At 45.4% G+C, this 25,975-nt stretch carries 31 protein-coding genes; 28 read left to right on the top strand and 3 right to left on the bottom strand.

Going from position 1 to position 25,975, the window contains the following annotated elements:
• Positions 1–20 precede the first annotated feature (20 nt).
• The 11 genes from AC1DLI_RS01535 (at position 21) to AC1DLI_RS01485 (ending at position 10,297) form a co-directional block, all read left to right on the top strand.
• Entirely contained in the window at positions 21–713 is a 693-nt protein-coding gene (locus AC1DLI_RS01535) for a DUF2953 domain-containing protein (protein ID WP_477598994.1), read from the top strand.
• Positions 686–1,171, top strand: coding sequence for a GerW family sporulation protein (ytfJ, locus tag AC1DLI_RS01530; RefSeq protein ID WP_477598993.1), 486 nt, complete (start codon positions 686–688; stop codon positions 1,169–1,171). The genes AC1DLI_RS01535 and ytfJ overlap by 28 nt, the downstream gene beginning before the upstream one ends.
• A 135-nt stretch (positions 1,172–1,306) precedes the next feature.
• Positions 1,307–2,491: a D-alanyl-D-alanine carboxypeptidase family protein gene (locus tag AC1DLI_RS01525; protein WP_477599359.1), complete on the top strand. Its 1,185-nt coding sequence runs from the start codon at positions 1,307–1,309 to the stop codon at positions 2,489–2,491.
• Positions 2,492–2,555: 64 nt separating this feature from the next.
• The gene (locus AC1DLI_RS01520) at positions 2,556–3,209 is read left to right on the top strand and encodes a nucleoside recognition domain-containing protein (RefSeq protein WP_477598992.1); all 654 of its coding nucleotides are present in this window, start codon (positions 2,556–2,558) and stop codon (positions 3,207–3,209) included.
• 25 nt (positions 3,210–3,234) lie between these two features.
• Positions 3,235–3,738, top strand: coding sequence for a spore maturation protein (locus AC1DLI_RS01515; RefSeq protein ID WP_183568153.1), 504 nt, complete (start codon positions 3,235–3,237; stop codon positions 3,736–3,738).
• Positions 3,739–3,792: 54 nt separating this feature from the next.
• Positions 3,793–4,539, top strand: a complete 747-nt coding sequence (locus AC1DLI_RS01510; RefSeq protein WP_477599356.1) for a pseudouridine synthase — start codon at positions 3,793–3,795, stop codon at positions 4,537–4,539.
• An 87-nt stretch (positions 4,540–4,626) separates the two neighbouring features.
• Positions 4,627–5,157 (top strand): thiol-disulfide oxidoreductase ResA, encoded by a 531-nt coding sequence (gene resA, locus AC1DLI_RS01505; RefSeq protein WP_477598991.1) that lies wholly within the window; start codon positions 4,627–4,629, stop codon positions 5,155–5,157.
• 17 nt (positions 5,158–5,174) lie between these two features.
• A complete protein-coding gene (gene resB / locus AC1DLI_RS01500; RefSeq protein WP_477599354.1) occupies positions 5,175–6,833 on the top strand; it encodes a cytochrome c biogenesis protein ResB in 1,659 nt (552 codons plus the stop codon).
• A complete protein-coding gene (ccsA, locus tag AC1DLI_RS01495; protein WP_477598990.1) occupies positions 6,830–8,089 on the top strand; it encodes a cytochrome c biogenesis protein CcsA in 1,260 nt (419 codons plus the stop codon). Before resB ends, ccsA begins: the two co-directional genes overlap by 4 nt.
• A gap of 27 nt (positions 8,090–8,116) precedes the next feature.
• The gene (locus AC1DLI_RS01490; RefSeq protein WP_477598989.1) at positions 8,117–8,833 is read left to right on the top strand and encodes a response regulator transcription factor; all 717 of its coding nucleotides are present in this window, start codon (positions 8,117–8,119) and stop codon (positions 8,831–8,833) included.
• Entirely contained in the window at positions 8,834–10,297 is a 1,464-nt protein-coding gene (locus AC1DLI_RS01485) for a HAMP domain-containing sensor histidine kinase (RefSeq protein ID WP_477598988.1), read from the top strand.
• Positions 10,298–10,426: 129 nt separating this feature from the next.
• Here AC1DLI_RS01485 and serA read toward each other — a convergent pair whose 3' ends face one another.
• Entirely contained in the window at positions 10,427–12,019 is a 1,593-nt protein-coding gene (gene serA / locus AC1DLI_RS01480; protein WP_477598987.1) for a phosphoglycerate dehydrogenase, read from the bottom strand.
• Between the two features lie 240 nt (positions 12,020–12,259).
• On the opposite strand from serA, the gene AC1DLI_RS01475 reads away from it, so the two are divergent.
• Positions 12,260–12,586 (top strand): rhodanese-like domain-containing protein, encoded by a 327-nt coding sequence (locus AC1DLI_RS01475; RefSeq protein WP_477598986.1) that lies wholly within the window; start codon positions 12,260–12,262, stop codon positions 12,584–12,586.
• On the opposite strand, the gene AC1DLI_RS01470 is transcribed toward AC1DLI_RS01475, so the two are convergent.
• Positions 12,587–13,507 (bottom strand): hypothetical protein, encoded by a 921-nt coding sequence (locus tag AC1DLI_RS01470; RefSeq protein WP_477598985.1) that lies wholly within the window; start codon positions 13,505–13,507, stop codon positions 12,587–12,589.
• 111 nt (positions 13,508–13,618) lie between these two features.
• Between AC1DLI_RS01470 and AC1DLI_RS01465 the strand changes: the two genes are divergently transcribed.
• Both AC1DLI_RS01465 and AC1DLI_RS01460 read left to right on the top strand, forming a co-directional pair.
• Positions 13,619–14,212, top strand: coding sequence for a lysostaphin resistance A-like protein (locus AC1DLI_RS01465; RefSeq protein WP_477598984.1), 594 nt, complete (start codon positions 13,619–13,621; stop codon positions 14,210–14,212).
• Positions 14,209–14,442, top strand: a complete 234-nt coding sequence (locus AC1DLI_RS01460; RefSeq protein ID WP_308996653.1) for a hypothetical protein — start codon at positions 14,209–14,211, stop codon at positions 14,440–14,442. Before AC1DLI_RS01465 ends, AC1DLI_RS01460 begins: the two co-directional genes overlap by 4 nt.
• Here the strand turns inward: AC1DLI_RS01460 and AC1DLI_RS01455 are convergent.
• A complete protein-coding gene (locus AC1DLI_RS01455) occupies positions 14,432–15,298 on the bottom strand; it encodes a polysaccharide deacetylase family protein (RefSeq protein WP_477598983.1) in 867 nt (288 codons plus the stop codon). The two genes, AC1DLI_RS01460 and AC1DLI_RS01455, sit on opposite strands and share 11 nt — an antisense overlap.
• A gap of 183 nt (positions 15,299–15,481) precedes the next feature.
• On the opposite strand from AC1DLI_RS01455, the gene AC1DLI_RS01450 reads away from it, so the two are divergent.
• The 14 genes from AC1DLI_RS01450 to AC1DLI_RS01385 all read left to right on the top strand — a co-directional run bounded on the left by AC1DLI_RS01450 (position 15,482) and on the right by AC1DLI_RS01385 (position 25,956).
• Entirely contained in the window at positions 15,482–15,805 is a 324-nt protein-coding gene (locus AC1DLI_RS01450; RefSeq protein ID WP_477598982.1) for a hypothetical protein, read from the top strand.
• A gap of 202 nt (positions 15,806–16,007) precedes the next feature.
• Complete coding sequence (locus AC1DLI_RS01445; protein WP_308996650.1) at positions 16,008–16,622, top strand: genetic competence negative regulator; 615 nt, start codon at positions 16,008–16,010, stop codon at positions 16,620–16,622.
• Between the two features lie 137 nt (positions 16,623–16,759).
• Positions 16,760–18,010 (top strand): Glu/Leu/Phe/Val family dehydrogenase, encoded by a 1,251-nt coding sequence (locus AC1DLI_RS01440; RefSeq protein WP_477598981.1) that lies wholly within the window; start codon positions 16,760–16,762, stop codon positions 18,008–18,010.
• A gap of 15 nt (positions 18,011–18,025) precedes the next feature.
• Positions 18,026–18,721, top strand: a complete 696-nt coding sequence (prsW, locus tag AC1DLI_RS01435) for a glutamic-type intramembrane protease PrsW (RefSeq protein ID WP_477598980.1) — start codon at positions 18,026–18,028, stop codon at positions 18,719–18,721.
• A 74-nt stretch (positions 18,722–18,795) separates the two neighbouring features.
• On the top strand, positions 18,796–18,957 hold the full coding sequence (locus tag AC1DLI_RS01430; protein ID WP_308996647.1) for a hypothetical protein: 162 nt from the start codon (positions 18,796–18,798) through the stop codon (positions 18,955–18,957).
• A gap of 105 nt (positions 18,958–19,062) precedes the next feature.
• On the top strand, positions 19,063–20,418 hold the full coding sequence (ypeB, locus tag AC1DLI_RS01425) for a germination protein YpeB (protein WP_477598979.1): 1,356 nt from the start codon (positions 19,063–19,065) through the stop codon (positions 20,416–20,418).
• 59 nt (positions 20,419–20,477) lie between these two features.
• Positions 20,478–21,131, top strand: coding sequence for a flagellar brake protein (locus AC1DLI_RS01420; RefSeq protein ID WP_477598978.1), 654 nt, complete (start codon positions 20,478–20,480; stop codon positions 21,129–21,131).
• A gap of 54 nt (positions 21,132–21,185) precedes the next feature.
• Positions 21,186–21,383 (top strand): hypothetical protein, encoded by a 198-nt coding sequence (locus AC1DLI_RS01415; RefSeq protein ID WP_477598977.1) that lies wholly within the window; start codon positions 21,186–21,188, stop codon positions 21,381–21,383.
• A 171-nt stretch (positions 21,384–21,554) separates the two neighbouring features.
• Positions 21,555–22,223 carry a (d)CMP kinase gene (cmk, locus tag AC1DLI_RS01410; RefSeq protein ID WP_477599352.1) on the top strand — a complete coding sequence of 223 codons (669 nt, stop codon included), beginning with the start codon at positions 21,555–21,557 and terminating at the stop codon, positions 22,221–22,223.
• A 3-nt stretch (positions 22,224–22,226) separates the two neighbouring features.
• Positions 22,227–22,805: a lysophospholipid acyltransferase family protein gene (locus tag AC1DLI_RS01405; protein WP_477598976.1), complete on the top strand. Its 579-nt coding sequence runs from the start codon at positions 22,227–22,229 to the stop codon at positions 22,803–22,805.
• 81 nt (positions 22,806–22,886) lie between these two features.
• A complete protein-coding gene (gene rpsA / locus AC1DLI_RS01400; protein ID WP_308996642.1) occupies positions 22,887–24,122 on the top strand; it encodes a 30S ribosomal protein S1 in 1,236 nt (411 codons plus the stop codon).
• A gap of 97 nt (positions 24,123–24,219) precedes the next feature.
• Positions 24,220–24,867 (top strand): YphA family membrane protein, encoded by a 648-nt coding sequence (locus AC1DLI_RS01395; RefSeq protein ID WP_477598975.1) that lies wholly within the window; start codon positions 24,220–24,222, stop codon positions 24,865–24,867.
• Positions 24,867–25,784 carry a YIEGIA family protein gene (locus AC1DLI_RS01390; protein WP_477598974.1) on the top strand — a complete coding sequence of 306 codons (918 nt, stop codon included), beginning with the start codon at positions 24,867–24,869 and terminating at the stop codon, positions 25,782–25,784. Before AC1DLI_RS01395 ends, AC1DLI_RS01390 begins: the two co-directional genes overlap by 1 nt.
• Positions 25,777–25,956 (top strand): capping complex subunit for YIEGIA, encoded by a 180-nt coding sequence (locus AC1DLI_RS01385; RefSeq protein ID WP_477598973.1) that lies wholly within the window; start codon positions 25,777–25,779, stop codon positions 25,954–25,956. Before AC1DLI_RS01390 ends, AC1DLI_RS01385 begins: the two co-directional genes overlap by 8 nt.
• Positions 25,957–25,975: the final 19 nt, after the last annotated feature.

Here is a 25,975-nt window from a genome sequence, read left to right as displayed (position 1 = left end):
AGGGAAACGGAGGAAGCATCATGATGCTCGGTTACCCTTACGGTTGGATAACGGCGGCCAGTCTCTTTTTTTTGCTCATTTTAGTTGTTATCTTAAGTTCGCAGGTTGTTATTAAAGGCCATATGCGGCGAGTTGGTAATAATGATGATGCAGAAGTAAACATAAAAGCACTTTTCGGAATTATCCGTTACACCATGAAAGTGCCGATTATGCAATTTACCGGTACATCCGTCCAACTGAAGGAAGAGGTCTCGAAGACGAGCGCGGGAATCAACACATGGAAGCAATTCAATGAGGAAATTGATGCCGACAGAGTCGCGAATGCCATTGATAAATTTAAGCATCTGCTGCAAATGACACGTAATTTGACGGGTTGGGTTAGAAAGACTTTAACGAAGGTGCGGCTATTGGAGTGGAATTGGTCGACGTCAGTAGGTACCGGCGATGCGATGTGGACCGCAATGTCAACAGGACTTGTCTGGTCCGTGAAAACATCGATTATCGGAGTATTGTCGCAAATGGTTAAGCTGAAAACAGAACCGAATATGAATGTTCAGCCCAATTATCAACGATCTGCTTTTACGACGGAGTGGTCATGTATAGCCCAAATACGCTTCGGTTATGCTATCCTTGCCGGACTGCAACTTTTAGTTCGGATGAGGAAAATGAAAGGAGGCGTCAAAGCATGGCAGAACATCCTATTCAAGGTTTAATGCAAACCGCAATGGAAAATATTAAAGAGATGGTTGACGTCAATACGATCGTCGGTGACCCTGTACAAACGCCTGATGGCAGCATTATTATGCCAATTTCGAAAGTAGGCTTTGGATTTGTAGCAGGAGGCAGTGACATTCGTTTAGATGATGCCGATCATAAAAACGGTTCCCAGTCCGATGCGCAGCATGCCTCGGTATCCATGCCGTTTGGCGGTGGTAGCGGCGGCGGCGTATCCATTACACCTATCGCATTCTTGGTTGTAGGTACGCATGGCGTGAAAATTGTACCGCTCGACAGCCAAACGCATTTGCTTGAGCGGGTAATCGACTCCGCACCTCATGTCTTCGATAAGCTGCAATCGATGATGAAGCAGCCTTCCAGCACATCTGCATACGTCGATCCGTCCCCTACCGTAATAAGTGGACATGTCGAAGTAAACGATCACCTCTTATGACATAACTGCCCGAGAGGGCAGTTTTTCATTTTTATTGGGCTTTTCGTCTAGAGCAGGGTGTACAGGCATATACTGAAATAGACACAAGCTTTATCTACAAACGCTGCGAGAGGAGCAACATTGGATATGTACTTCATGAAACTGCGGAGGATTGCTGCTTTAAGTTTATTAGCAGCTTTACTGGTTGGGACAAGCAACCTTCCGACAACAGCCTTGGCAAACCCAGGTCCACTCCATACGAATGCAAGAGCATCGGCTCTGGTTGATGTTGAGTCCGGCCGGCTATTGTTCAGCAGCAACGGCGACACTTCGATGCGGATAGCGAGCTTAACGAAAATTATGACGGCGATCGTAGCCATCGATAACGGCAAGCTGACCGACATGGTCAAGACAAGCAAACGCGCTGTCGGTAAGGAAGGGTCCTCGATTTATCTTCAGCTGGGCGAAGAAATGAGCCTGCTTAATATGCTTTATGGGCTAATGCTCAGATCCGGAAATGATGCCGCAACGGCTATCGCGGAGCATGTAGGCGGATCCGAGGAAGGTTTCGTACATCTGATGAATGAAAAAGCAACCTTTTTGGGGCTGACGCACACACAATTTAAAAATCCACATGGCCTGGATGAGGAAGGTCATTATTCCTCAGCTAATGACTTGGCCAAGCTGACCGCATATGCTCTGAAAAACGAGGTATTTGCCGAAATCGTGAGCACACGAGTCAAAAAGGTGCCCAATCCGCATGAAAAATGGGAATACAGCTATACGAACAAAAACAAAATGTTGTCTATGTACGAAGGCGCAGACGGGGTGAAAACGGGATATACAAAAAAATCGCTTCGTTGTCTAGTCAGCTCCGCAACAAGAGAGGGGCAGCAGCTTGCGGCTGTTACGATTAATGACGGAGACGATTGGGCGGATCATCGTAAAATGCTCGATTGGGGCTTTGGCAATTATCCCCTAAAGGAAATTGCTGCCAAAGGACAGCAAATTTCCGGATATCCCTATACGATTGGACAATCCTTCAAATATCCGCTTGCAGAGGAAGAAGCAAACGAAATTCAATCACGACTGGTTCTGCACGAAATGGATTCCATTCGTTACACATTAGGTGAACGCGGAATATTGGAATGGCATATGAAAAACGTCAAAATCGGAGCAGTACCCGTTTATGATGTGGCAAGCCCAAAGCTTGAGCAATCGATGAAATCGCAAAAATCTTTACAATCGCTTGCTGATTTTCAAAAGGCAACAAACCAAGATCTGCGAAAGCCGATTTTTGGTTCGGTCATAAAAGTATTGGATGCATTATTTGAGCATTAATTCCTATCAGCGCGGGAGACGTTGATGGAATACCGCAAGCTGCACAGTTGGGGAGGCGACCTTAATGGTAAACTGGATATGGTTGTTTTTCATCGTAGCGAGTGTTGTTGTTGCTGCGATTACAGGAAAGATGGATGCGGTGACGCAAGCTGCCTTTGAGGGAGCTAAATCTGGCGTCACCGTCAGCTTTGGTTTAATAAGCATCATGGTGTTTTGGCTCGGTATGATGCGAATCGCGGAGGACGCAGGTCTGCTTCAAACTTTGGCCCGAATGCTCGGACCCATTGTGAGGAAGCTGTTCCCTGATGTTCCTCCTAATCATCCGGCAATCGGCTACATTATGAGCAATTTAAGCGCCAATCTCTTTGGACTTGGCAACGCCGCAACACCTATGGGAATAAAAGCGATGCAGGAACTTCAAAAGCTTAATCCTGACCCTGCTACGGCAACTCCTGCCATGTGCACGCTTCTAGCGCTCAACACCTCGAGTATCACGATTATACCCACCACGTTAATCGCAATTCGGATGAATTACGGCTCAGCTAATCCAGCAGAAATTATTGGAACGACGCTTGCCGCAACCTTCGTCGCAACCTCCGCTGCAATTCTTGCCGACCGCTGGTACAGGAGAAAGTCACCACCGCCAATTACTCCTCCTCCTAAACCAATCAGTATGAAGGGGGCATTGCCTGCTGCTGGAGGTGAGAGCGTTGTATAACCTTTTTACCAGTTTATCGGCTTGGATGATTCCGGCAATCATAGTTTTTATTCCGTTATACGCAGCGCTTAGGCGCAAGGTGCCCGTCTATGAGACCTTTGTCGAAGGGGCAAAGGACGGTTTTGGCACAGCCATAAACATAATTCCACATTTAGTAGGCATGATGGTCGCGATTAGCATGTTCCGTTCCTCAGGGGCACTGGAGTTAATGCTCTCGGCGGTAAGACCGCTATTCGATTGGGCAGGGATTCCAAGCGAAGTGCTTCCTTTAGGTATATTACGCCCGCTTACAGGTGCAGGCTCATTAGCCTTTACGACCGATCTTATCCAGACGTTTGGACCTGATTCCATGATCGGCAGAATTGCTTCAACCATTCAAGGCAGCACGGATACCACCTTGTATGTTCTAACGGTTTACTTTGGAGCTGTAGGCATCCGGAAATCCAGGTATGCGTTGAAAGTTGGCTTATTTTCAGATTTAGTCGGTTTTTTTGCTGCAATTTTAATTTGCTTATACATATTCGGTTAGTGAAGCTTGTACTTTCTCTTTCATATCGTTATGATGGAGATTGAGGTGAAAGCATTGGAACGTTTACAGAAAATATTAGCCGCAGCGGGAATCGCATCCCGTCGCAAGTGTGAAGAAATGATTTTGGCAGGGATGGTTGAGGTTAACGGTGAGAAGATCACGACGCTTGGCGTGAAAGCCGATCCTTCAGTCGATGCTATTACAGTTAATGGCAAGCCGATTCGGAGCGAGAAGAAGCTATATCTCATGCTCAACAAATCCAAGGGAGTTATCACAAGCGCAAAGGATCCTCAAGGCCGCAAAGTGGTTTCTGACTTCTTGCCAGGTATCAAAGAGAGAGTATATCCGGTCGGGCGATTGGATTATGATACGGAAGGGCTTCTTCTCCTAACAAATGATGGTGAATTCGCCAATTTGTTAACACATCCGAGTCATCATGTTCCGAAAACCTATCGCGCAACGGTTAAAGGCGTTCCTCATGGAACGGCACTGGAGCAGCTGCAAAAGGGAATCAAGCTGGAAGACGGCATGACCGCTCCTGCTGAAGTGGAATATCATGATGTTGACACGGACGGAAATGAAGCAACGATTACGATTACGATCTTTGAAGGACGCAACCGTCAGGTACGCCGGATGTTCGAAGCGATAGGACATAAGGTGACGAGATTGAAACGGATACGTTTTGGCGAGCTTGGACTTGAAAATCTAGGCAGAGGTAAATATCGTCATTTAACGCTGCAGGAAATCAAAGAATTGCTTGACATTGCGAACAGCAAGACACATAAAGTTCATAAAAAGTAATCGACGGCGGCAGTAATTGCCGTCGACTTTTCGTTATAATGGTAATATTCGTGACTGCATAGAGAAAAGCTGGTGGTGAATTCAATTATGGGAAAATCGCGCAAGACGGTTCAAGTAGTCATACTGATTGCCGTCTTGATCATTGGTGGGTATGCAATAGGATCTACCTTATTTGCCGCGGATGACAAAGGTCCTCTGAAAGAAGGCGACAAGCCGCCGGCTTTTAAGCTTGTTGATCTTGAGGGGAACTCTCGGCAATTGTCCGATTATGAAGGCAAAGCTGTCGTCGTTAATTTCTGGGGCACGTTCTGTCCGCCCTGCGTGAAGGAAATGCCGGAGTTCGAGAGACAGTATGCAAAATGGAAGGATCAAGGACTCGTTATCTTAGCTATAAATTTAAGCGAAGATACGTTAACCGTGAACAATTTTGTTCACCGCTTTGATTTGAATTATCCGATCTTGCGTGACGTCAATCGGAAAACGGAACGCAGCTATGGGTTGAAATCCTATCCGACTACTTTTTTCATTAATCCGGACGGGTCAATAATGGAAATCAAAGTAGGCGGTATGACAGAAGTAGAGATAGACGAACGGATTGAAAGGCTGCTTAAGCTGTAGGAGGTTTTACTGTGTTAGTGGTTGAGAACACAAAATGCGAGTGCGGCCATCAGAATTCGGTGGGTACCGTTCTTTGCGAGAGCTGCGGAAAGCCGCTCGAGAACAATGATATTTCTGACTTGCCTCTTGAAATGAGGTATGACGGCGTTGCCCGTCGTTCACAGAAGAGTAATCCGAATTTCATTGATAAGATATGGAATTTTTTCTCCTCCGTCAAGATTGCGATTTATTTAATCGTCATTACTTTTTTGACAGCAATGTTAGGAACGATTTATCCGCAGGAAAACACCTTTGTAAATAACTTTGATCCTTCAGTTTATTACGAGGAGACGTACGGACTGCCGGGCAAGCTTTATTATTTGTTTGGATTGACGCATACGTACGAGACCTGGTGGTTCATTGGGTTGCTGGTCATGATCGGGACTTCGCTTGTCATTTGCAGTTTGGATCGGGTGCTGCCGTTATACCGTGCGCTGAGCAAGCAGCAAATTCGCAAGCACTTACAGTTCATTCATCGCCAAAAGACTGTGTACAAGCAGTCCATAGAAGGCAATGAGGAGCATTGGGTGGAGAGGTTCGGAGAGCAGCTCAAGCGAAAGGGCTACCGCATCCATCGCGATGGTTCCGCACTGCTCGCAGAGAAAAATCGTTTTAGCCGCTGGGGTCCTTACATTAACCATATCGGGCTAATCTTGTTTCTCTTGGCTATTTTGGCAAGGAGTATTCCTAGCTGGCAAATGGACAGCTACATAACGATTCCCGATGGTGATACCGTACAAATCGCGGACACGAATTATTTTGTCAAGAATGAAAAGTTTACCGTTGAGTATTACAAGGACGATGAGCTGCCTGATAAGCTTAAAGGCACAGCACGCGCTAAGCTTTTTGAAACAAAAGCGGTGCTTTATGAATGCTTGAGCAACTGTTCTGATCAATCGCAACAACCGGAGCTCAAAGAAGTTAAGCGGCATAATATCATTGTGAACGAGCCGTTAAAGTATAAGGGGTTAAAGCTGTATCAATTTGACTTTGATACGACGCCTCGTTTAAATGCTGTTCATCCTATTCTCGTAAATAAGGAGACAGGGGAAAAATACGGGCCGTTTGATCTTCCCATGAAGGATTCGGCCTTGCAGCATAAGCTTGGTCCATACACGCTTGATTTATATGCCAATTACATGGAATTCGCAATTGGCGACAATGGCGAACCAACGACCTTGTCCCGTGATCCGATCGCTCCGGCGTTCGTCTTTAACGTTAAAGGACCAGGACTTAATCCGAATGGCGAGCCGTATATGTATTTTCCTATGCAGAAGGATAAGGTAAAGTTTTCGCAGGATGCGATCAATCATGCTATCGCGGATAAAATTGAAATACGCGTCGATGGGATGGAAAATGTAGATTTTTCGGAAGCGTCAACTTACTTAAATGTGCGTATGGACAAGGCACTGCCTTATGTATGGATCGGAGCAGCCTTTTCGATGATCGGACTGTTGATGGGATCTTATTGGCAGCATCGCCGGATATGGCTGCGCATTGATGACGGCGAGCTTTCATTGGGTGCTCACACAAACAAAAACTGGTACGGTATGCGCTCAGATGTAGCGGGAGCCCTTCAAAAAATAGGGATAACCGTAGATCCGAAGTCGCTTGATAACGGAGGGAACAACGCGTGAGTTTAGTTGATTTTAGCAGCGACGCATTTATCGTCGCATTTTTTCTTTATTGTTTTGCTTTTATGTTTTATGTAATCGCGATTGCAGGTAAGAAATGGAGTAACCGTGACCCTTTGCAGCACGAGAAACGCTGGGGACGCATAGCATTTATCACGTCGAGCCTTGGATTAGCCTCGCATCTGACCTTCTTCTTCACAAGATGGGCAGGCAGCGGGCAAATTCCAACAAGTAATATGTACGAATTTATGACCTTCCTCGGAATGGCAATCATGATTGCTTTTACAATTGTATTTGCCATTTATAGAAAACCTTTGCTAGGTATGTTCTCGCTGCCGCTCACGGTTATTATCGTTGCATACGCATCTGTATTTCCGCAAGAAGTACAGCCGTTGATACCGGCTCTAAATAACTATTGGCTCAAAGTGCATGTCACTACAGCAGCGCTGGGCGAGGCGTTTTTTGCGGTTGGTTTCGCCGCAGGCCTCATGTACCTGCTTCGTGTAGTCGATTTTAAAGGTAAAACAAAGGAAGCAAAAAAAGCGCAGTTTTGGGTGGAATTCTCGTTATACTCGATCATTCTAATCGTAGGCTTTATCGTAGCTGTCTTTGCATTCCGCGGAGCAGGCTACGAAGCGCAATTTATTCAAGAAAAGTCTAGTATCGATGGAAAAGGAATTGAGACGACGACTACGGAAACAGTCGATTATTCGCTGCCGCCAATCGTTAAGCCCTATAATAGCGATATCGTTAAGTATGATTCTTTCCTTGGCATGAAGGAGCCCTTGTTTGAAGCTCCTTATTGGATGAATGGCGCGAATTCGGGTCGCAAGCTTAATACCGTTGTTTGGTCAATCATCGCTGGCTCCTTGCTTTACGGATTGCTGCGTCTCGTGTTCCGCAAGCCGCTCGGCGCAGTTATACATCCGATTATGGAGGGTGTTGACCCCGAAGATTTGGATGAGATCAGCTACAGATCGATAGCGATCGGATTTCCGATTTTCACGCTAGGAGCCTTGATATTCGCAATGATCTGGGCCAATATAGCATGGGGCCGTTTCTGGGGCTGGGATCCGAAGGAAGTTTGGGCCCTTATTACATGGCTGTATTACAGTGCTTACTTGCACTTCCGATTATCGCGCGGCTGGCAAGGAAAACGTTCCGCTTGGCTCGCAGTAATCGGCTTTGTCGTCGTATTGTTCACACTCGTTGGCGTTAACCTTGTCATTGCAGGTTTACATTCCTATTCTGGTGTTTAGTATTTAGATTGAGAGGAGTATTGCCCTATGTCTGATTATTCAAGCCGTATATTGGTCGTAGATGACGAAGAACGCATTCGTCGACTGCTCAAGATGTATTTAGAGAAGGAAGGCTATACAATCGATGAAGCTGAAGACGGTGAAACAGCTCTTAGATTAGCTTCGAATACCGATTATGCGCTCATCTTGCTTGATGTGATGCTTCCGGGAATTGACGGCGTAGAGGTATGCTCCCGCTTGCGTCAAGTAAAGGCAACCCCAGTTATTATGCTAACTGCAAAAGGCGAAGAGATGAACCGAGTACAGGGATTTGAAGTTGGAGCAGATGATTATGTGGTTAAACCATTTAGCCCGCGTGAAGTCATATACCGTGTAAAAGCGATATTAAGACGTTCATCGGCTACGGCGTTTCTAACCAAAGAGATCAATTCAAGTAATAACATAGTGTTCCCTCACCTCATTATCGAGCATGACGCTCACCGTGTGACCGCCGGGGGACATGAAGTAAGCTTAACGCCTAAAGAATATGAGCTGCTGCATTACTTGGCAGTGTCGCCCGATAAAGTGTTTTCACGTGAAGAACTGCTTAAGGATGTTTGGAATTACGAGTTTTTTGGCGATTTACGTACGGTTGATACCCATGTCAAACGTTTAAGAGAGAAATTGAATAAGGTGTCTCCCGAGGCGGCGTCAATGATAACCACCGTGTGGGGCGTTGGCTATAAGCTAGAGGTGCCTAAATAAATGGGCTTGTGGCAGCGTTTGGCAGGCAAGCTCTGGCGCAGCGTAGTTGGCAAGCTCTGGGCGACCATTATGCTGCTTGTTGCTGTTGTACTTTTGATAGTTGGTGTGTTCTTACTGCAGTACGTTGACATCTGGGTTGAAGGCAATACGCATCAAGTGAAAGTGCTGTTCGTCCTAACTGCGATTATCGGCTTTTTATTATCTACCTTTTTTGCGTTTTTCCTTTCCAAGAAGATTCAGCAGCCGCTGCTGCAGCTGAAAGATGCTGCCGTCTCCATCTCGCAGGGGAATTACTCTACAAGAGTGGATATACGCTCCAGCGATGAGATAGGAGAGCTGGCGCAAACCTTTAATCATATGACGGAGCAGCTGGATAAGCTCATTCATGATTTAAACCATGAAAAAAATCATCTTTCGAGCATTTTGCGAAGCATGGGCGATTCGGTTATAACTTTTGATGCCGATGGAAAAATCATTCTGACCAATCCGAGCGGACACTTGTTGATTAATCAGTGGTCAGGCGTTGAGAAGGCTTGGCAGGAGGATTTATTTGAAAGCTCATCTTCCTACAGCGAGGTTCCTATGCCGCTGCGAGAGCTGTTTCAGAGCGTCATGGAAGAAGGGCGCGATGCGACGGATAAGGTTCATGTATTAAGCAGCGTTTGGTCAGCCGTAATGGCTCCGCTTCAGTCTAAAGGGGTCATTCGGGGTGCAGTCGCAGTCATTCGGAATGTGACGGAGGAGCATAAGCTCGAGAAGCTCAGAAGAGATTTTGTGGCTAACATTTCTCATGAGATCAGAACTCCGCTCTCTATGCTTCAAGGTTATAGCGAAGCTTTGCTGGATGACATTGTGGTTTCTGAAGAAGATAAGAAAGAGCTAGTTCAGGTTATTTATGACGAATCGCTCCGAATGGGCAGACTGGTGAATGATTTTCTGGATATTGCCCGCATGGAAGCAGGTCACGTTGATATGAACTTCCAAAAGGTCGATCTTAGTCATGTGCTTAAACGGGTACATCGGAAATTCCAGGTGTACGCAAAGGAACGCGAGGTGAAGCTGCTCGCGGAATTGCCGCAGGAGCCACTGCTGGTTAAAGAAGCGGACGAAGATAGGTTGGAGCAAGTTTTAACGAACCTGCTCGATAATGCGCTGCGGCATACCCCTTCAGGAAAATCAATTTCCATTGCCGGCAAGCATGAGAATGTCAATGGCAGCCAGTATGTTCAGCTTAGCGTAAGAGACGAGGGCCAAGGGATCCCATCGGAAGATGTGCCTTATATCTTTGAACGCTTCTACAAGGCGGATAAAGCGCGTAAACGCGGTTCTTCAAGCGGTACCGGTCTTGGTCTTGCCATTGTTAAAAATCTAATCGACCTGCATCATGGACGAATAGTTGTCGAGAGCAGTGYTGAAACGGGAACTTCGTTTACGTTACTGATCCCTGTCGAAGCTCATCAGTAGTTGTCACAGCGCTCCTAAGGGGGCGCTTTTTTTGTAGAATACAGCAGATAATTCTTGTTGCTCGTGAAACAAAAAGAGCCAATCGAATGATTCGATTGGCTCTTTTCTTGTCATTTTATTGTATATAATTTAAAAAAGGGTGATTTCTTTTGCGGTATTAAGTTCAGGCATGCTTGTCAACTGCTCAAGCACTTCTTTTGGTGTAGCTTTATCGACTCTAAGCACCATGATCGCCGATCCGCCAACGAGCTGACGACCCACTTGCATCGTAGCGATGTTGACGTCATTATTGCCGAGAAGAGTACCTACGCGGCCGATGATACCAGGCTTATCGTTATGCGAGATCAGAATCAGGTTGCCTTCTGGCGTAACGTCCACAGGGAACTTATCAATTTGTACGATACGAGGACCATAACCTGTCAGCAATGTGCCGGAAACGACGCGCTCTTCCTTCTTCGTACGAAGCGCTACCGTTACAAGGTTAGTGAAATCCTTCGAAGCGTGTGATTTCTGAATCACGATATTTACGTCGCGAACCTTTGCAAGATGCATGGAGTTAACGACATTAACTTGCTCGGACCCTAGGTGATGCGCAAGAACGCCGCGAACGATATGTCTAGTAAGCGGCTGAGTATCTACCTCTGCAAGCTCGCCGGCATAGCCGACAACGATTTCAATGACTGCACCTTCCGTTGACTGCGCAATAAAGTTACCAAGCTTCTCGCCAAGCGTGAAGTAAGGTTGAAGAATACTTTGCAGATTAGCAGGAATCGGAGGCATGTTAACCGCATTGATGAACGGCTCGCTGCGCAGAATGTGAAGGACTTGCTCCGAAACATCGATTGCAACGTTTTCTTGTGCTTCAACAGTTGAAGCGCCAAGATGCGGCGTCACGATAATTTTTGGATGTCCCAAGAACGGATGATCATCAGCAGGAGGTTCAACTTCGAATACATCGAATGCTGCGCCTGCAACAATACCGGCATCTACAGCATCAACCAATGCAATTTCATCGATAATTCCGCCGCGTGCGCAGTTTACGATGCGCATGCCCGGCTTCATGACTTCAAATTGTGCTTTACCAATCATATGGCGTGTTTCCGTTGTAAGCGGCGTATGTACGGTCATGAAATCAGCATTGCGAACAATGTCATCCACGCTAGCCAGCTTAACACCGATTTTTTCTGCTCTTTCTTCCGTCATAAATGGATCGTAGCCCATGATGTCCATGCCGAAAGCTTTTGCACGTTTGGCAACTTCGCTTCCGATACGTCCCATGCCGAGCACGCCTAATGTTTTGCCGCGAAGCTCAACGCCAAGGAAAGATTTGCGATCCCATGTACCGCCAACGGTTTTCATGTAAGCTTGCGGAATATGACGGGCAACTGCCATCATCATTGCAAAAGTATGCTCACAGGTCGTGATCGTATTGCCGTCTGGTGCATTGATTACGATAATTCCGCGTTGGGTTGCTGCGTCAAGGTCGATGTTATCGACACCTACACCTGCACGTCCAACGACTTTCAGTTGTTTACCAGCTTCCATTATCTTAGCGGTAACACGCGTTTGGCTGCGTACGAGCAACGCATCGTATTCGCCGATGATGGCTACTAATTCGTCTTCACTTAATCCAGGCTTTTTGTCGACTGCGACATCTGACGCATCAACAAGCTGCTGAATACCCAAATCGCTAATTGGATCGGAAACTAACACTTTAAACATGTGAAGCATGCCTCCTAAATTGGGGCGAAGCTTGAAGGCTTCGCTTAATATGAACAGAAAAACCCTCTACCCGGCACCGTTGTGCAGCAGCGGGACGAGAGTTTGATCATCGATCTCAGACTTTTCTATTTTAATGCAATGGGGTGTGGAAAAGCAATCCTCAAACTTGCTGAATTGTGAAAATTTCGTTATGATTCTAGCATCATAAACAACAAAATATGACATGGGAGGTCTTTTTACGTGGAAAAATGGCAAGATGTGACTCCTCAATTGATGCTTGATTTGCTGAACAGCGGACAAGTTGAAGCAAGCCAAATTATAGATGTGAGAGAAGATTTTGAATGGGATTATTATCATTTGGAGAATACCGTCTTAATACCTATGAATACGATACCCGCACGTTTGAATGAAGTGAATGATTCAAAGCCCATCTACATTATTTGCGCGCACGGGGTGCGAAGCGCAGCGGTTTGCGATTATTTAGAAAAACAAGGCTATAGCGGCCTCCACAACGTTACCGGCGGGATGGCCGCTATAGCCTCGTTAAATGGATTTCAATATGACTAATTAATTCGTTTCTGAAGTGAAAAATGGCAGCTGAGGAAGCAGTGCTTGCTCGTAAAGGCGTGACTTACTTTCAGTAAAATCACCTGACCGGACAGCTTCCGTATTGATAAGGAGATCAACAACGGCTGAAACGGTATGAACCTTCATTTTGGATGCTTGTCCCGATTCGACAAATTCGTCAACGCGGCTAGTTAAGTCCTGCGGGTAATAAGAAGTAAGCTTTTTACGAGTTAACAGCTGATCGGCCATTAATTTATTTTTGATCGTAATTGTTAGATTTTTCCACTGTGTCAACTCAAGCAGAGCCGGCGACTTATAGTCCGAAGGAATATCTAGATCTACTGTAGCTGCCCATTTCAGCATCGCGGAATAGTAAGCTTGCTGCGCGCTCAGTGCAAATTGTGAAGCAGATAGGTAGTTTTTTTCTTGATCGATGTTTTTCTTCAGCTCATTATAGGTTTGAGTCTTGGCATTAGTCGCCGCTTTTATTGAGGCGTCTTTGAAAAGCTTGAGACTGCGGATATAGCTGATTTGGGCTTGTCCAAGCAGTGGGGAGCGCTGCATGTCGACCGAGCTCGCTTCCTTAGCTTTATCATCGGCTAAACTTGCCAAATCTTTAAACATTGAAGTTGCTTCACTTGTTTTTCCTTGCGATAATTTGTTCATTGCTGTAAACCATTCGTTTTGAAATTCACGGTAAGGTAAAAATACAGTATGATAGAAAGAAACCAAATCCTGCTGTTGGTAAGGGCTTACAGAAGCGGAGGCTTGTTTCGTGCCTTCTTCATCTTTTTCATACTTGGCTTCTGTCTTTTCAGTTCCAATTTGGATACCGTAGAAAAAAGCGCCGACTGAGCAAACGAGCATGAACACAAAGCCTACACTGAATAGCATTGCAGTTGTCGTTAAACGTTTTTCCATCTCTATCTCAATCTCCTTCTATGTAAAAAAATTATACTGTCGATTTGTCCTATCAGTATAGGTGAAAAGGTCGAAAAAGAAAATACGAACGTTCCAGACAGGCGGGAAGTTATGAAAAAGTTTGATATTCGAAATATTCGTATCCGAAAGGTGTCCGTTGACGATCTGGATGACCGTATGCTGCTCATCAACCTATACGCGACTCAAGCGTTTACTTTTATTATCGGTTTAATATGGGTATTATTTCAGCACCAAAATTTGTTTTCTTTATTTACACCGCCAAAGGAGCTTTCATATGCCTATTGGGGAGCGGGACTGGCGGCTGCAGTTATTGTCGTTGATTTGCTCATATCTCGATTTGTGCCGGAGGAAGCAAGCGATGACGGAGGTGTAAATGAGCGTATTTTCCGTACTCGTCCTGTTTGGCATATAGCTGTTCTATCCTTGGTTGTTGCGATATGCGAGGAGCTTCTCTTTCGAGGAGCGATACAACATGCCATTGGTCCCTATTGGACAAGCATTATTTTTGCTACTATTCATGTTAGATATTTAAAGCACTGGATCCCAACAGGTCTTGTGTTCTCGATAAGCTACGGCCTCGGATGGATTTATATGCAATCTGGTTCAATTTTGGCGCCGATTATCGCTCATTTTCTAATTGATTTTATTATGGGGTTGATTATACGTTTCAGGAGGGAGTCATGAGCAGGAAAGAAAAGTTTGGAAATTCGAGAGCAGCACGTCAGCATGAAGAGACGGCCGCGCCGTCCAGCATCGGAACGAATTCCAATGAAGGAGAAGCTCTGCCGCCCAGGCGAAAAAAACATCCTTCGAGCAATTATAAAGTAACGAAATGGTATTATAATCTATTATTCGTGTTGTTTGTAAGCTTAGTCGGAGGGTTATTCTGGTACGGTTTAAAATTTACGGATTGATCTTGATGCTGGCAGGATCAATAAAGCCGTAGCCTTTATTTTCTAGCGCAGTAAGCAATTCATCAAGCGAATCGGCGGTCCACTTTAGCTCATGCATGAGAATATTTGCACCTGGATGAAGCTGCTCCAGCACGTTTTTGATAACGACTTCCGGCTTATCCTTGGCTGATTTATCCCAATCGAGCGAACCATTTGACCACGTCATGTAAAGCATGCCGTGGTTTTTTGCTATTTTTTTTACGGTATCTCCGCCAGAGCCGTAGGGAGGCCGGAAAAATAAAGGCTTTTTATTGACCAATGCTTCGACAGCAGCTTGAACATCGTATATTTGCTTTTCAACGATGGCCTCTGATTCATTTTTTAAATTAATGTGATCCCAGGAGTGATTGCCTATCGTTTGGCCGCGTTCATCAATCAGCTTCAATAAATCAGGGTTTTGTTTCACCCGATAGCCGTTCGCAAAAAATATTGCTTTTGCCTCATGCTTGTCAAGGGTATCCAATAAGCTAGTTAATACTTCCTGATCCTTTGGTCCGTCATCGAAGGTCAGTAAAACCACTTTTTTCGAGGTGTTTTGTTCAATTGGGACGAAACGGTAAACCTCGTTCATCGAATAAAGGGGAGCCGTATTCTTGATCTCTGTCTCGGCAGATGGTTCAGGGGTCGGATTAGCTTCTTCGTTTAGCTTAGATTCATCATTTTCCGTTATGGTCGGCGAGCTAGCAGCGGTTTCTTGGGTTACGGCGGTTGAAATGTCAGTTGCTGATGACCGGTTCCCGCTGGTTTGCTGAGAAGTGCAGGCCGTCAGAAGCGATCCAAGAAGAAGGCTGGAGATGATTATATGGCTTTTCTTCATTTGATGAAACCTCCGTCACTCAGTTGTTATTCCTGCTGAATCGACCTTATTGTATCATATTTGCTCATGTTCAGAATTCAGAACCAGAATGATTTCCTTATTTTATAAGGAATGAGCATACAGAGAAGCGGTCAAACTATTTGATGAAGACGAAAGCTGAACAAGGAAGAGGTGTATGCGATTATGAAATTAAGTGGCTTTTTGGTCGGAGGTTTAATTGGTGCTGCGGCAACCGTTTATGTGTCTCGGAAGCAGCCAGGCGCAGTTTCTTGGGCAGGCCATGCGTTATCGGATTTATGTTCATCAGTTGCCCGGAAATCCATCTCTAAAATCATGAGCAAATCGATAAAGGATGAGACGTCTATGCTTTCCCCAAAGCATTCAGACGATACCGCCGTAAAATCCGAAGCCGCTTGGGGACAGATTGAGGCTATTGTAAATAGTGATCCCCAATTGAAAAAGGAAGCGGAAAAGATCAAAGCGGAATCGTCGGCGCTAGCCCATTAATTAATCAGTCAGTTCGCGGAATCGTGGGAACGCAAAGCAGAAATGCGATGCGGTCAAACGATTCTTTTTTTCGTTCAATATTAGTGCAATCGTCGAAAAGAAATGATAAAGTAGTTACATAGCACGATTTGATCAAATCGATCACATCTTACTAATAAAATCATACGTTATTACAACAGATGCTGCAGAGGAGGATCCTGTCATGAAAATCGAACGACTGAGCCAGGATAAGATACGGATTTTCCTGACGTTCGACGACCTGCTGGAACGGGGGATCCAGAAGGACGACATGTGGCGCGAAATTCCAAAAGTACACGAACTATTCAGTGAAATGATGGATCAAGCATATAGTGAACTTGGATTCGATGCCAGCGGCCCGTTAGCGGTCGAAGTGTTTGCCCTCCCCGCGCAAGGTATGGTAGTGATTGTCACCCGTGGCAAAATGAACAGTCATGCAGGCGATCGGGCAACCGAAGATGACGACACGGAAGACGAAATATACGAGATGGAAGTGACGCTTGAGCAAAGCGACATCGTCATGTACTCCTTCCGCGAATTTGAAGATGTAATATCCGTTTGCAAGCAATTGCAAAGCTCCGCCCTAACTGAGGACGGACGATTGTATTCTTATAACGGCAAGTACATTTTGGCATTGGAGCCTGCTCTCATTGAGTCTTCGAGGCATAATGCTGTCATAGCTTTGCTTGCGGAGTATGGTGAAGCAACTTCGGTTACTTATGCCATGTTGGAAGAATACGGTAAGGTGATTATGCCCGAGAAAGCGGTTCGGGAAATATGTAATCATTTTAAATTTTAACAAAATGTACCTTGAAAGAGCATCTGCAGGCTGATTCTTGTCTGCACGATGCTCTTCTTGTATGTAAACTGCCATTTTAATGGAATACGGGAGAGGAAAGGCGTTCATATTAGATGTAGACAAAGGCGGTGAATGGAATGAGTGACAAAGGAGCAAATGATGTTTTGCATTCTACTCAAATTGTAATTGAGCAAGCGCTGCGAAGACTTGGCTATGATCAGGATATGATTGACTTACTAAAGGAGCCGTTGAGGCTGCTTACCGTACGCATTCCGGTTAGAATGGATGATGGCACAACAAAAGTATTTACCGGCTACCGTTCTCAGCATAATGACGCAGTCGGACCTACCAAAGGCGGCGTTCGATTTCATCCGGCCGTCACCGAAAATGAAGTTAAAGCCTTATCGATATGGATGAGCCTAAAATGCGGGATTGCGGATTTACCCTATGGCGGCGGCAAGGGCGGCGTCATTTGCGATCCACGTACGATGTCGTTTAGAGAAATAGAGCGCCTCAGCCGGGGTTACGTTCGAGCGGTAAGCCAAATTGTAGGCCCAAGCAAAGATATTCCTGCACCGGATGTCATGACGAATTCGCAGATTATGGCTTGGATGATGGATGAATACAGTCGGATTCGTGAATTTGATTCGCCTGGCTTCATTACTGGAAAGCCGCTTGTTCTAGGCGGTTCCAAGGGAAGAGAGACTGCTACTGCACGCGGAGTAGTCATTATGATTCAAGAAGCGCTAAACATTAAGCAAATTGAAATGAAAAATGCGCGAATTGTCATTCAGGGCTTTGGAAATGCCGGAAGCTACCTTGCCAAATTTATGCATGAGGCCGGTGCGCGCGTTATAGGTATATCCGATGTGAACGGAGCGTTGTATAATGAAGAGGGACTCGATATCGAATATCTGCTCGATCGTCGAGATTCATTTGGAAACGTGACGAATCTTTTCACGCAGACGATTACGAATGCAGAGCTGTTGGAGCTTGATTGCGATGTTCTGGTACCAGCGGCAATCGAGAACCAGATCACGGATCAGAATGCCCCGCGCATTCGCGCATCAATTATTGTAGAGGCCGCAAACGGCCCGACGACGCTGGAAGCGACAAAAATCTTGTCCGATAGTGGTGTGCTGCTCATTCCGGATGTTCTTGCAAGCAGTGGCGGCGTTATTGTATCCTACTTTGAATGGGTGCAAAATAATCAAGGGTACTATTGGGATGAGCAAGAGGTTGACGATAAGCTGAAGCTTATGATGATCCGAGGATTCAACCAAGTGTACGAAATACACCGCACCCGTAAAGTTGATATGCGGTTGGCCGCCTATATGGCTGGCGTTCGCAAATTAGCCGAAGCTGTTCGCTATCGCGGCTGGGTGTAAGAAAGTAGGGACTAAATGCTGTTGTTCTCTGTTTTAACGGCAGCTGTTGCGCCCGGCGTAGCACTGCTTACTTATTTATATTTGAGAGATCGCTACGAAGCCGAACCGATCCACATGGTCGCAAGAATGTTTGTATTAGGCATTCTCGTCGTAGTTCCGATAATAGTTATTCAGCGCGGTCTTCAGCTATGGCTTGGTGACCATTCGTTATTATTTGCTTTTGGAGAATCAGCCGGCGTTGAGGAATTTGTAAAATGGTTCGTGCTTTATCACGTTATATACAGCCATACGGAATTTGATGAGCCTTATGACGGTATCGTTTACGCGGCATCCATCTCGCTTGGCTTTGCCACGCTTGAAAATGTGCTATATGCGATCTACTCGCCGGCAACCTTCGGTACGCTGCTTGTTCGTGCATTGCTCCCGGTTTCTGGTCATGCCTTGTTTGGTATCATGATGGGGTATTACCTAGGGAAAGCGAAATTTGCTCCAAAGAACAAAAGTGTATATTTTTTGAGTATATCCCTATTGCTGCCGATCCTTTTACACGGTACCTATGATTGGATTTTGATTACCGTCCGGACGAATTGGATGTGGTTCATCATTCCTTTCATGATCGCGCTTTGGATATGGGGACTGCGTAAGATGAATCATGCCAATTCACGCTCTCCTTTTCGATTTTTGGTCCGTGAAGATGAGATTAAACTGTAGCTGATCCGTCCATACTTACATTATATAGCAATGCCTGAAAAGACGGCATTCGAATAATGGCTGAGGAGGCGCATATGGAGGCTGCAAGAATCAAGGTAACCATTCGGTGCAACGTGTGCGGAGAGAAATTCGTGCTCCGCGGACGGAGAGAAAAGGGCTCGATTGATACCGGCTTTAAACAGTGTATTTGTAATAATGCCAATGATCTTGATATTGAGGAGCATGGCATGTTTTAAAGGAAAACAAATGAAGTAATTACAATTAAATAGATGGATGCATAAAGCTCCCTTAGGCAAACCAAACTAAAACCAGGTTTTGCACAAGAAAGGAGCTTTTGTATTATGTACCATCGACTCAGCTCGATCCTATTTCCGATTATGTCCTTGCTTTTCATAGGCGCAATTTATTGGGGCTATCAAGAGCATCAGGAAAAGAACTCGATATTGATTAAAGCCGAAAATCAGTATCAACGGGCATTTCATGACTTAACCTATCATGTCGAGCAGCTGCACCAACAGCTTGGCACGACCCTTGCGGTTAACTCCACCTCGCAAAGTTATCATCGAAAGGGTCTAGTGAACGTATGGCGTTTAACGAGCGAGGCTCAAAACGAAATCAACCAGCTTCCTCTTACGCTGCTCCCTTTCAACGAGGCGGAAGATTTTTTATCGCGTATAGCTAATTTTGCATACAAAACAGCTGTCCGCGACCTGACAAAGCAGCCGCTTACGCAAGATGAGTTCAAGACGATGAAGACGCTGTACGCGAATTCCGAGCAAATTTCCAATGAATTAATCGGCATGCAAAAACAAGTGCTTGCGAATAATTTAAGATGGATGGACGTTGAAATTGCTCTGGCATCCGAGAAATCGAATAATGATAATACGATTGTTGACGGCTTTAAGACAGTCGACAAAAAAGTGAGCGAGTACCCGGAAATCAACTGGGGTCCTTCTGTCAGCAGCATGTATCAAAAACGGACCATTAAGATGTTGGGCGGGAAAATGGTTACCGCTGAGGATATCAAGAAGCTTGCCGCAAAATTCACACAAAACCCGAAAGCGGACATCCGCGTTGTCGAAAATGCGAAGGGGACGGAATATGCTTCTTTCTCAGCGACGGTAAACGAGGGCAAGGACAAAAAGCTTCAAATGGATTTTACGCAAAAGGGCGGACAGCTCATTTGGTTTATGAATTCGCGCGACATTGGCGAGAAAAAGGTAGACCTTGAGAAAGCAAAAGCATCAGCGGATTCTTTCCTGGACAAACATGGTTTCTCGGGAATGAAAGCCATCAGCTACGATTTGCATAACAATATGGTGGCATTCACCTACGTCAGTGTGCAAAGCGGCGTGCTCATTTATCCAGATAAGCTGACTGTGAAGGTAGCACTGGACAATGGACAGACGGTTGGCTTGCAGGCAAATGATTTCGTATATGAGCATCACAAAAGGAAGCTTCCTAGCCCAATTCTAACGAAGGCAGACGCAAGGAAGGCGTTAAATCCAGAAATGAAAGTACAATCGGAGCTATTGGCTCTAATCGACAACGATCTGGGCGAAGAAGTATTATGTTATGAATACACAGGTAAGATCAATGGTTCACTCTACCGCATCTATGTAAATTCAGAAACAGGCCTAGAGGAATCCATTGAGGAAATGTCTCCCTACGATTCCAAGGCAGCTTCTGACAAATAACGATATGGCTCCCCTCAAATCGACGTGTTATAATGGCATGTAAATGGGGGGGAGCCAATTTGTTGCCTAAATTGAACCAAATGCTGCACTTTCAGATCGCTTCTTCAGATGAAGAGGAAGCATCTATTGAATACAAATCCCGGATTGCTGATGACCAAGAAGACGGATTTCTTATTGAAGTTCCGATCAGCGAGAAATCCGGACGTTACAAGCGACTTTTTTTAGGCGATGAGCTTTCTGTTTATTTTATTTCCGAGGATGGCATCAAAAGTTTTTTCGATTCGCATGTGCTCGGTTTTAAGGAAGAYGGCGTAAAGCTAATCAAGATCCGCAAGCCTGAACCGGACCGCATAACTAAGGTTCAGCGGCGGAGCTTTCTTAGGGTGCCGGCAGAGCTGGAAATCGCGGTCAAAACGGCTGGTAGCTTAAGATTCGTTTGTGAGACGGATGATGTGGGCGGCGGCGGAATTTCGTTTATTTACGATGGGAAATGGCCGCTTTCATCCGGGCATCAGCTTGAATGCTGGTTGCTCGTGCCTTTCAAGAACGGCAGCATCGAGCATGCTTTCTTTAAAGGAGAAATTGTGAGGGTAGTAGAGCTAGATTCCGGAAGGAAGCAGGCTATGATTAAATATGTAAGTATTAACGACTCAGAACGTCAGAAGGTTATCCGGTATTGTTTTGAGAAGCAGCTAGAATATCGAAATCGGTGAATAATATTTGCGATTCTTGGAAAACTACCCGGAAAGAGGAAGGGGAATTTCCAGGTGATAAAGAAAATGCTGCACAAGAAAAGAAGCCGCAATCAGATGATAAAGCTAACAGATGACGTTAGTGCGGTATTGCGGAAAATCATTATAACGCTTGTTATTTTATTGGTATGTTCGCAGGCAGCTTTGCAAAATAATGCTGTTCGGCATTGGCTAACGGGTGTGGATCAGTGGGAAGGAACCCGCTTGAACTGACGCTTGGCTTTTGCATCTGCGTTTATAGTGTGGTATAATTTTCACGTTCGCAGGCAAAGCCTGCTTTTTTCTTGAGAGGTTTGCGTCGCATTCTTATATGCATTCGGCCAGCCGTCTCTACTAAAAGGGGGTTGACCTTAAGTGGTGCATCACGAAGGTGACAGCGACCGTATGAACATTGCGATTGACGGGCCGGCAGGCGCGGGCAAGAGCACGGTTGCACGAAAAGTCGCCGAGCAGCTTGGATATGTGTACATCGATACCGGCTCTATGTATCGCGCTGTAACACTCAGCGCCCAACGAGCGGGAATAACGGTGTCTCAGACAGCCAAACTTGCAGAACTAGTAAGATCTTTAGAGATTGAACTTGAGCCTGGCGAGCAAGGCCAGTCCGTATTTGTGAACGGAGAAGATGTAACCGCATTGATTCGCTCGCGCGAGGTGACGCTGCAGGTATCACATATTGCAGCGAACGAGACTGTACGTGACGTTCTCGGAGTACTGCAGCGCAAGCTTGCAGAACGCAAAGGTGTCGTAATGGACGGCCGGGATATCGGTTCACATGTACTGCCGCAAGCGGAATTGAAAATTTTTCTAACCGCATCCGTCAAGGAACGGGCACTTCGCCGTTACCGTGAAATAGTGGACAGCCAAAGCATTACGTTGGAACAATTGGAATCCGAGATTGCCGAACGTGACCGTTTGGACGAGCAACGCGATATTTCACCGTTAATATGCGCTGCTGACGCTATCGTCCTCGATAGTACCGCCATGACAATTGATGAAGTCATTCAGACAATTGTGAAATTAAGCCGAACCAAAATGGCGGAGGCGAAGTAAACTATGTTATATCTTATTTTCCGTTTTTTACTGCGCGTTCTGTATACGCTGCTCTTTCGATTGGAAGCAAGGGGTACGGAGAATATACCTACCACTGGTCCAGTCGTGCTTGCTTCAAATCACCTGAGTAATTTTGACCCGCCTACGGTAGGCGTCAAGGTAAAACGCAAGGTGTATTTTATGGCAAAAGAGGAATTGTTCAGAGTTCCGGTGTTTGGTCCGCTCATTCGCGCGTTTGGCGCTTTTCCCGTGAAACGCGGCGGTGTAAGTAAGGATGCCATTAAGTCGGCGATCACACTGCTGAAGGAAGGCAATGTAATGGGGATTTTCCCAGAGGGCTCACGCAACAATCAATCCGGTGCAGCCAAGAAGGGCGCGGCCATGATTGCCGTTAGAAGCGGCGCTGCTGTAGTTCCCGTAGCCATTGTCGGCAAGTATAGACCATTTAGCAAAATCGTCGTATGTTACGGCAAGCCTGTCGATCTTACCGCACTTATTGAGGAATCATCTCCAGACATGCTTGAACAAGTAACAGATGCCATTATGGCTCGCATTCGCGAGCTTGCTTCGAACAATCGTTAATGTATGTTTTAAATGCTGCTCTCGCTCTAGGCGCTTGCGGATTTAAATAAAGTTGGGGTATGAACTGAGGAGGTTATTTCAATGTCAGAAGAAACTAATGTGCAAGAATCCGTGGCGGAAGAAGTAAGCCAAGACGCTTTGGATAATTTCGTGTCTTTGAAAAAAGGCGATTCCGTTAAAGGTACGATCGTCAAAATCGAAGATAACCAAGCTTATGTAAGCCTTGGATATAAATATGACGGTGTTATTCCGATTCGCGAGCTTTCTGCGGTGCAGATTGAAAACGCTACGGATGCTGTTCAAATCGGTCAAGAGGTTGAGCTTAAAGTGGTTAGCATCGACGACGAGAAAGAAAAGCTTGTTCTTTCGAAGCGTCAAGTTGACGGCGAGAAAGCATGGGATCTTCTTCAAGAACGCTTTGACAACGGCGAAGTATTTGAAGTTGCTGTTGCTGATGTTGTTAAAGGCGGTCTCGTTGCCGATGTTGGCGTTCGCGGATTTATTCCTGCTTCTATGGTTGAGCGTCACTTTGTTGAAGATTTCTCCGATTACAAAGGCCGCACGCTTCGCGTGAAAGTTAAAGAAATCGACCGTGAAAACAACAAAGTCATTCTTTCTCAAAAAGAAGTGCTTGACGCTGAATTCGAGCAAAGCAAGAAGCAAGTTATTGCAGCGCTTGAAGTTGGTCAAGAGCTTGAAGGTACTGTTCAACGTCTTACACCATTCGGCGCGTTTGTTGATATCGGCGGTATTGACGGTCTTGTTCACGTATCCGAGCTTTCATGGCAGCATGTAGCACATCCGAAGGATGTTGTTTCTGAAGGTCAAGCTGTTCGTGTTAAAGTACTTAAAGTTGATCCAGCTGCTGGCAAAATCAGCCTCAGCCTGAAAGCTGCGCAACCAGGTCCTTGGGATTCTGCAGGCGGTCAATTTGCAATTGGTGATATCGTAACAGGTACAGTTCGCCGTCTCGTTCCATTCGGAGCTTTCGTTGAAATTGCTCCTGGCGTTGAAGGACTTGTTCACATTTCCCAAATCGCTCACCGTCACATTGCGACTCCTAATGAGGTTCTTCAAGAAGGCCAAGAAGTACAAGCGAAAGTTCTTGACTTCAACCCTGCTGAAAAACGCGTTAGCCTAAGCATTAAAGAAACAGAAGAAGCTCCTGAACAAGCTGCTCCAAGCGCAAGACCAGATAGAGCTCCACGTTCGCCAAAAATCGAAAAAATCGATAATCCGAATGTTAGCTTGAGCAATGAAAGCATGAGCTATTCTCTTGCAGAACGTTTTGGAGATAAGCTTAAAAATCTTAAATAATCAYCTTTTTATATAAAAAAGAGCTGTTTCTGCGATCTGTCGCAGGAATAGCTCTTTTTTTTTGGTGCATAATAGGGGGTACAAGAGGTGATATAACGTGAATCCCGGTTTTATGTCGATCTGGATTATGATGATAACTTTCATTCTAATCGCGACAGGTTGGAAGACCTATTTAGCTCCGGAAATAAGCAGCCGCATGATGGCGCTTCTAGGAATTTTTATGGTTATGCTGCTCGTTTTCCCGCTGTGGTGGTCGCCATTTCCCGAGTTCATTCGACTTGAAATCCATATAAGCGTTTGTTTGATGCTTGTGATTGGAGTGTTGATGTCGTATAGAGCGTCCGAGGTAAGGAGCTATTTTTGCTATTTGATTTTGTGCACCCTTATGATCTCAATCATTTGGGGATTCATTCGCAAGATGTATAGCTATGATCCTGTATTTTATTGGATAGGTCCAAATTGGGATGCACCATTGTTAGCCGGAATATTTTGCGGGGCTTTTACCTCACAGATAAAACATCAATTTGGAATGATGGTTTGGGGAGCGGTGCTTGGTGAAGCGTTAAATACAGTCCTTCAATCCGGTGCATTTACGGCTCATATTGGTCAATCAAGCTGGTGGGATAGCTTTTGGATTGCTCTTGCGACAGCCAGGGTGTTTAGCTTGCTCCTCAGAGCGATTCGTACGGGTGCATCGAAGCTTAGCGTAAAGCTATGGCATATTAAGGGAGGACGTTCTTCATAATGCAGCATTATCTCGTCCAAAATAAGTTTTTGGTTGGTGTTTTGTTAGGTATCACTTTCGGAATTATTTCGCGCTTGCTAATGCTTAGAACTGATTATCGACAGTATCCGACATATCCGCATGGTCGTATCATCCATATTTCATTGGGTGTTATCGCAGCAGCTTTAGGCGCTGTAGCCGTCCCCGCTTTGTTTAATAAGGACTATACGGCAATCACCTTCCTTTCACTCGCTGCACAGCAGTTTAGAGATGTTCGTAAGATGGAACGCGAAACATTGACTAAAATAGACAGTATGGAATTGGTTAGTCGGGGATCAACCTATATTGAAGGAATAGCCATGGTATTTGAAGGTCGGAATTACTTAGTGATCATGACTGCTTTGCTGACAAGCTTATTTAGCATTATGTTGAATATCTGGATAGGCATTCTTGCCGGTATTATATCGCTGCTGCTTGTCGAAAAGCTGAAATCAGGCAAAGCTATTTCTCATATCGCTGCTGTTCAATCTGCGGAAGTTAGAGTCGATGGTCCTGATTTGTTCGTAGGAGATATTTATATAATGAACGTGGGGCTAAAAGCCAATCAAGAAATTATCGCTGAACGGGGAATGGGTTTTATTTTGACGCCCTACAATTCAAACGGAAAAGTAACCATAAGCAATCTGGGACAACGTCAAGCCATTCTTTATGATATGGCTACGATATTAGGCGTGTACCGGGATGACGGGGAACCGGCATTAATTCCGATGGCCAAGCTTGATATGAAGGATGGTCGCTTGGCTGTATTTATTTTGCCCCAGGAAATGGATGCGGACAAAGGAAAGCAAGTTATTTTGCGAGTACCGATATTAGAATCGGCCGTTCGCATGCCTACGGAAGCATCTGTCAATAAGAAAGGAGCAAGCGATAATGGCTAAGATTGTCGCCGTCGTATCGATGAAGCCGCAAACTGTAGGAGGAGGCGCGCCCATTTTCCTAGTAGAAAGTGCGGACAAGCTGGAGGAAACCTCGTTCCTCCTCGAGAAGATATTGGATGCAAGCGCGCATGATTTGAAGAATGGTACAATAATCCTAGTGAATCATCGATAATAGAAAAGTTAGCCAAGAA

Source organism: Paenibacillus sp. 01T443, assembly GCF_056398325.1.
Note: the sequence above shows the minus strand (reverse complement) of the source record. Positions and strands in the feature narration are given on the sequence as shown.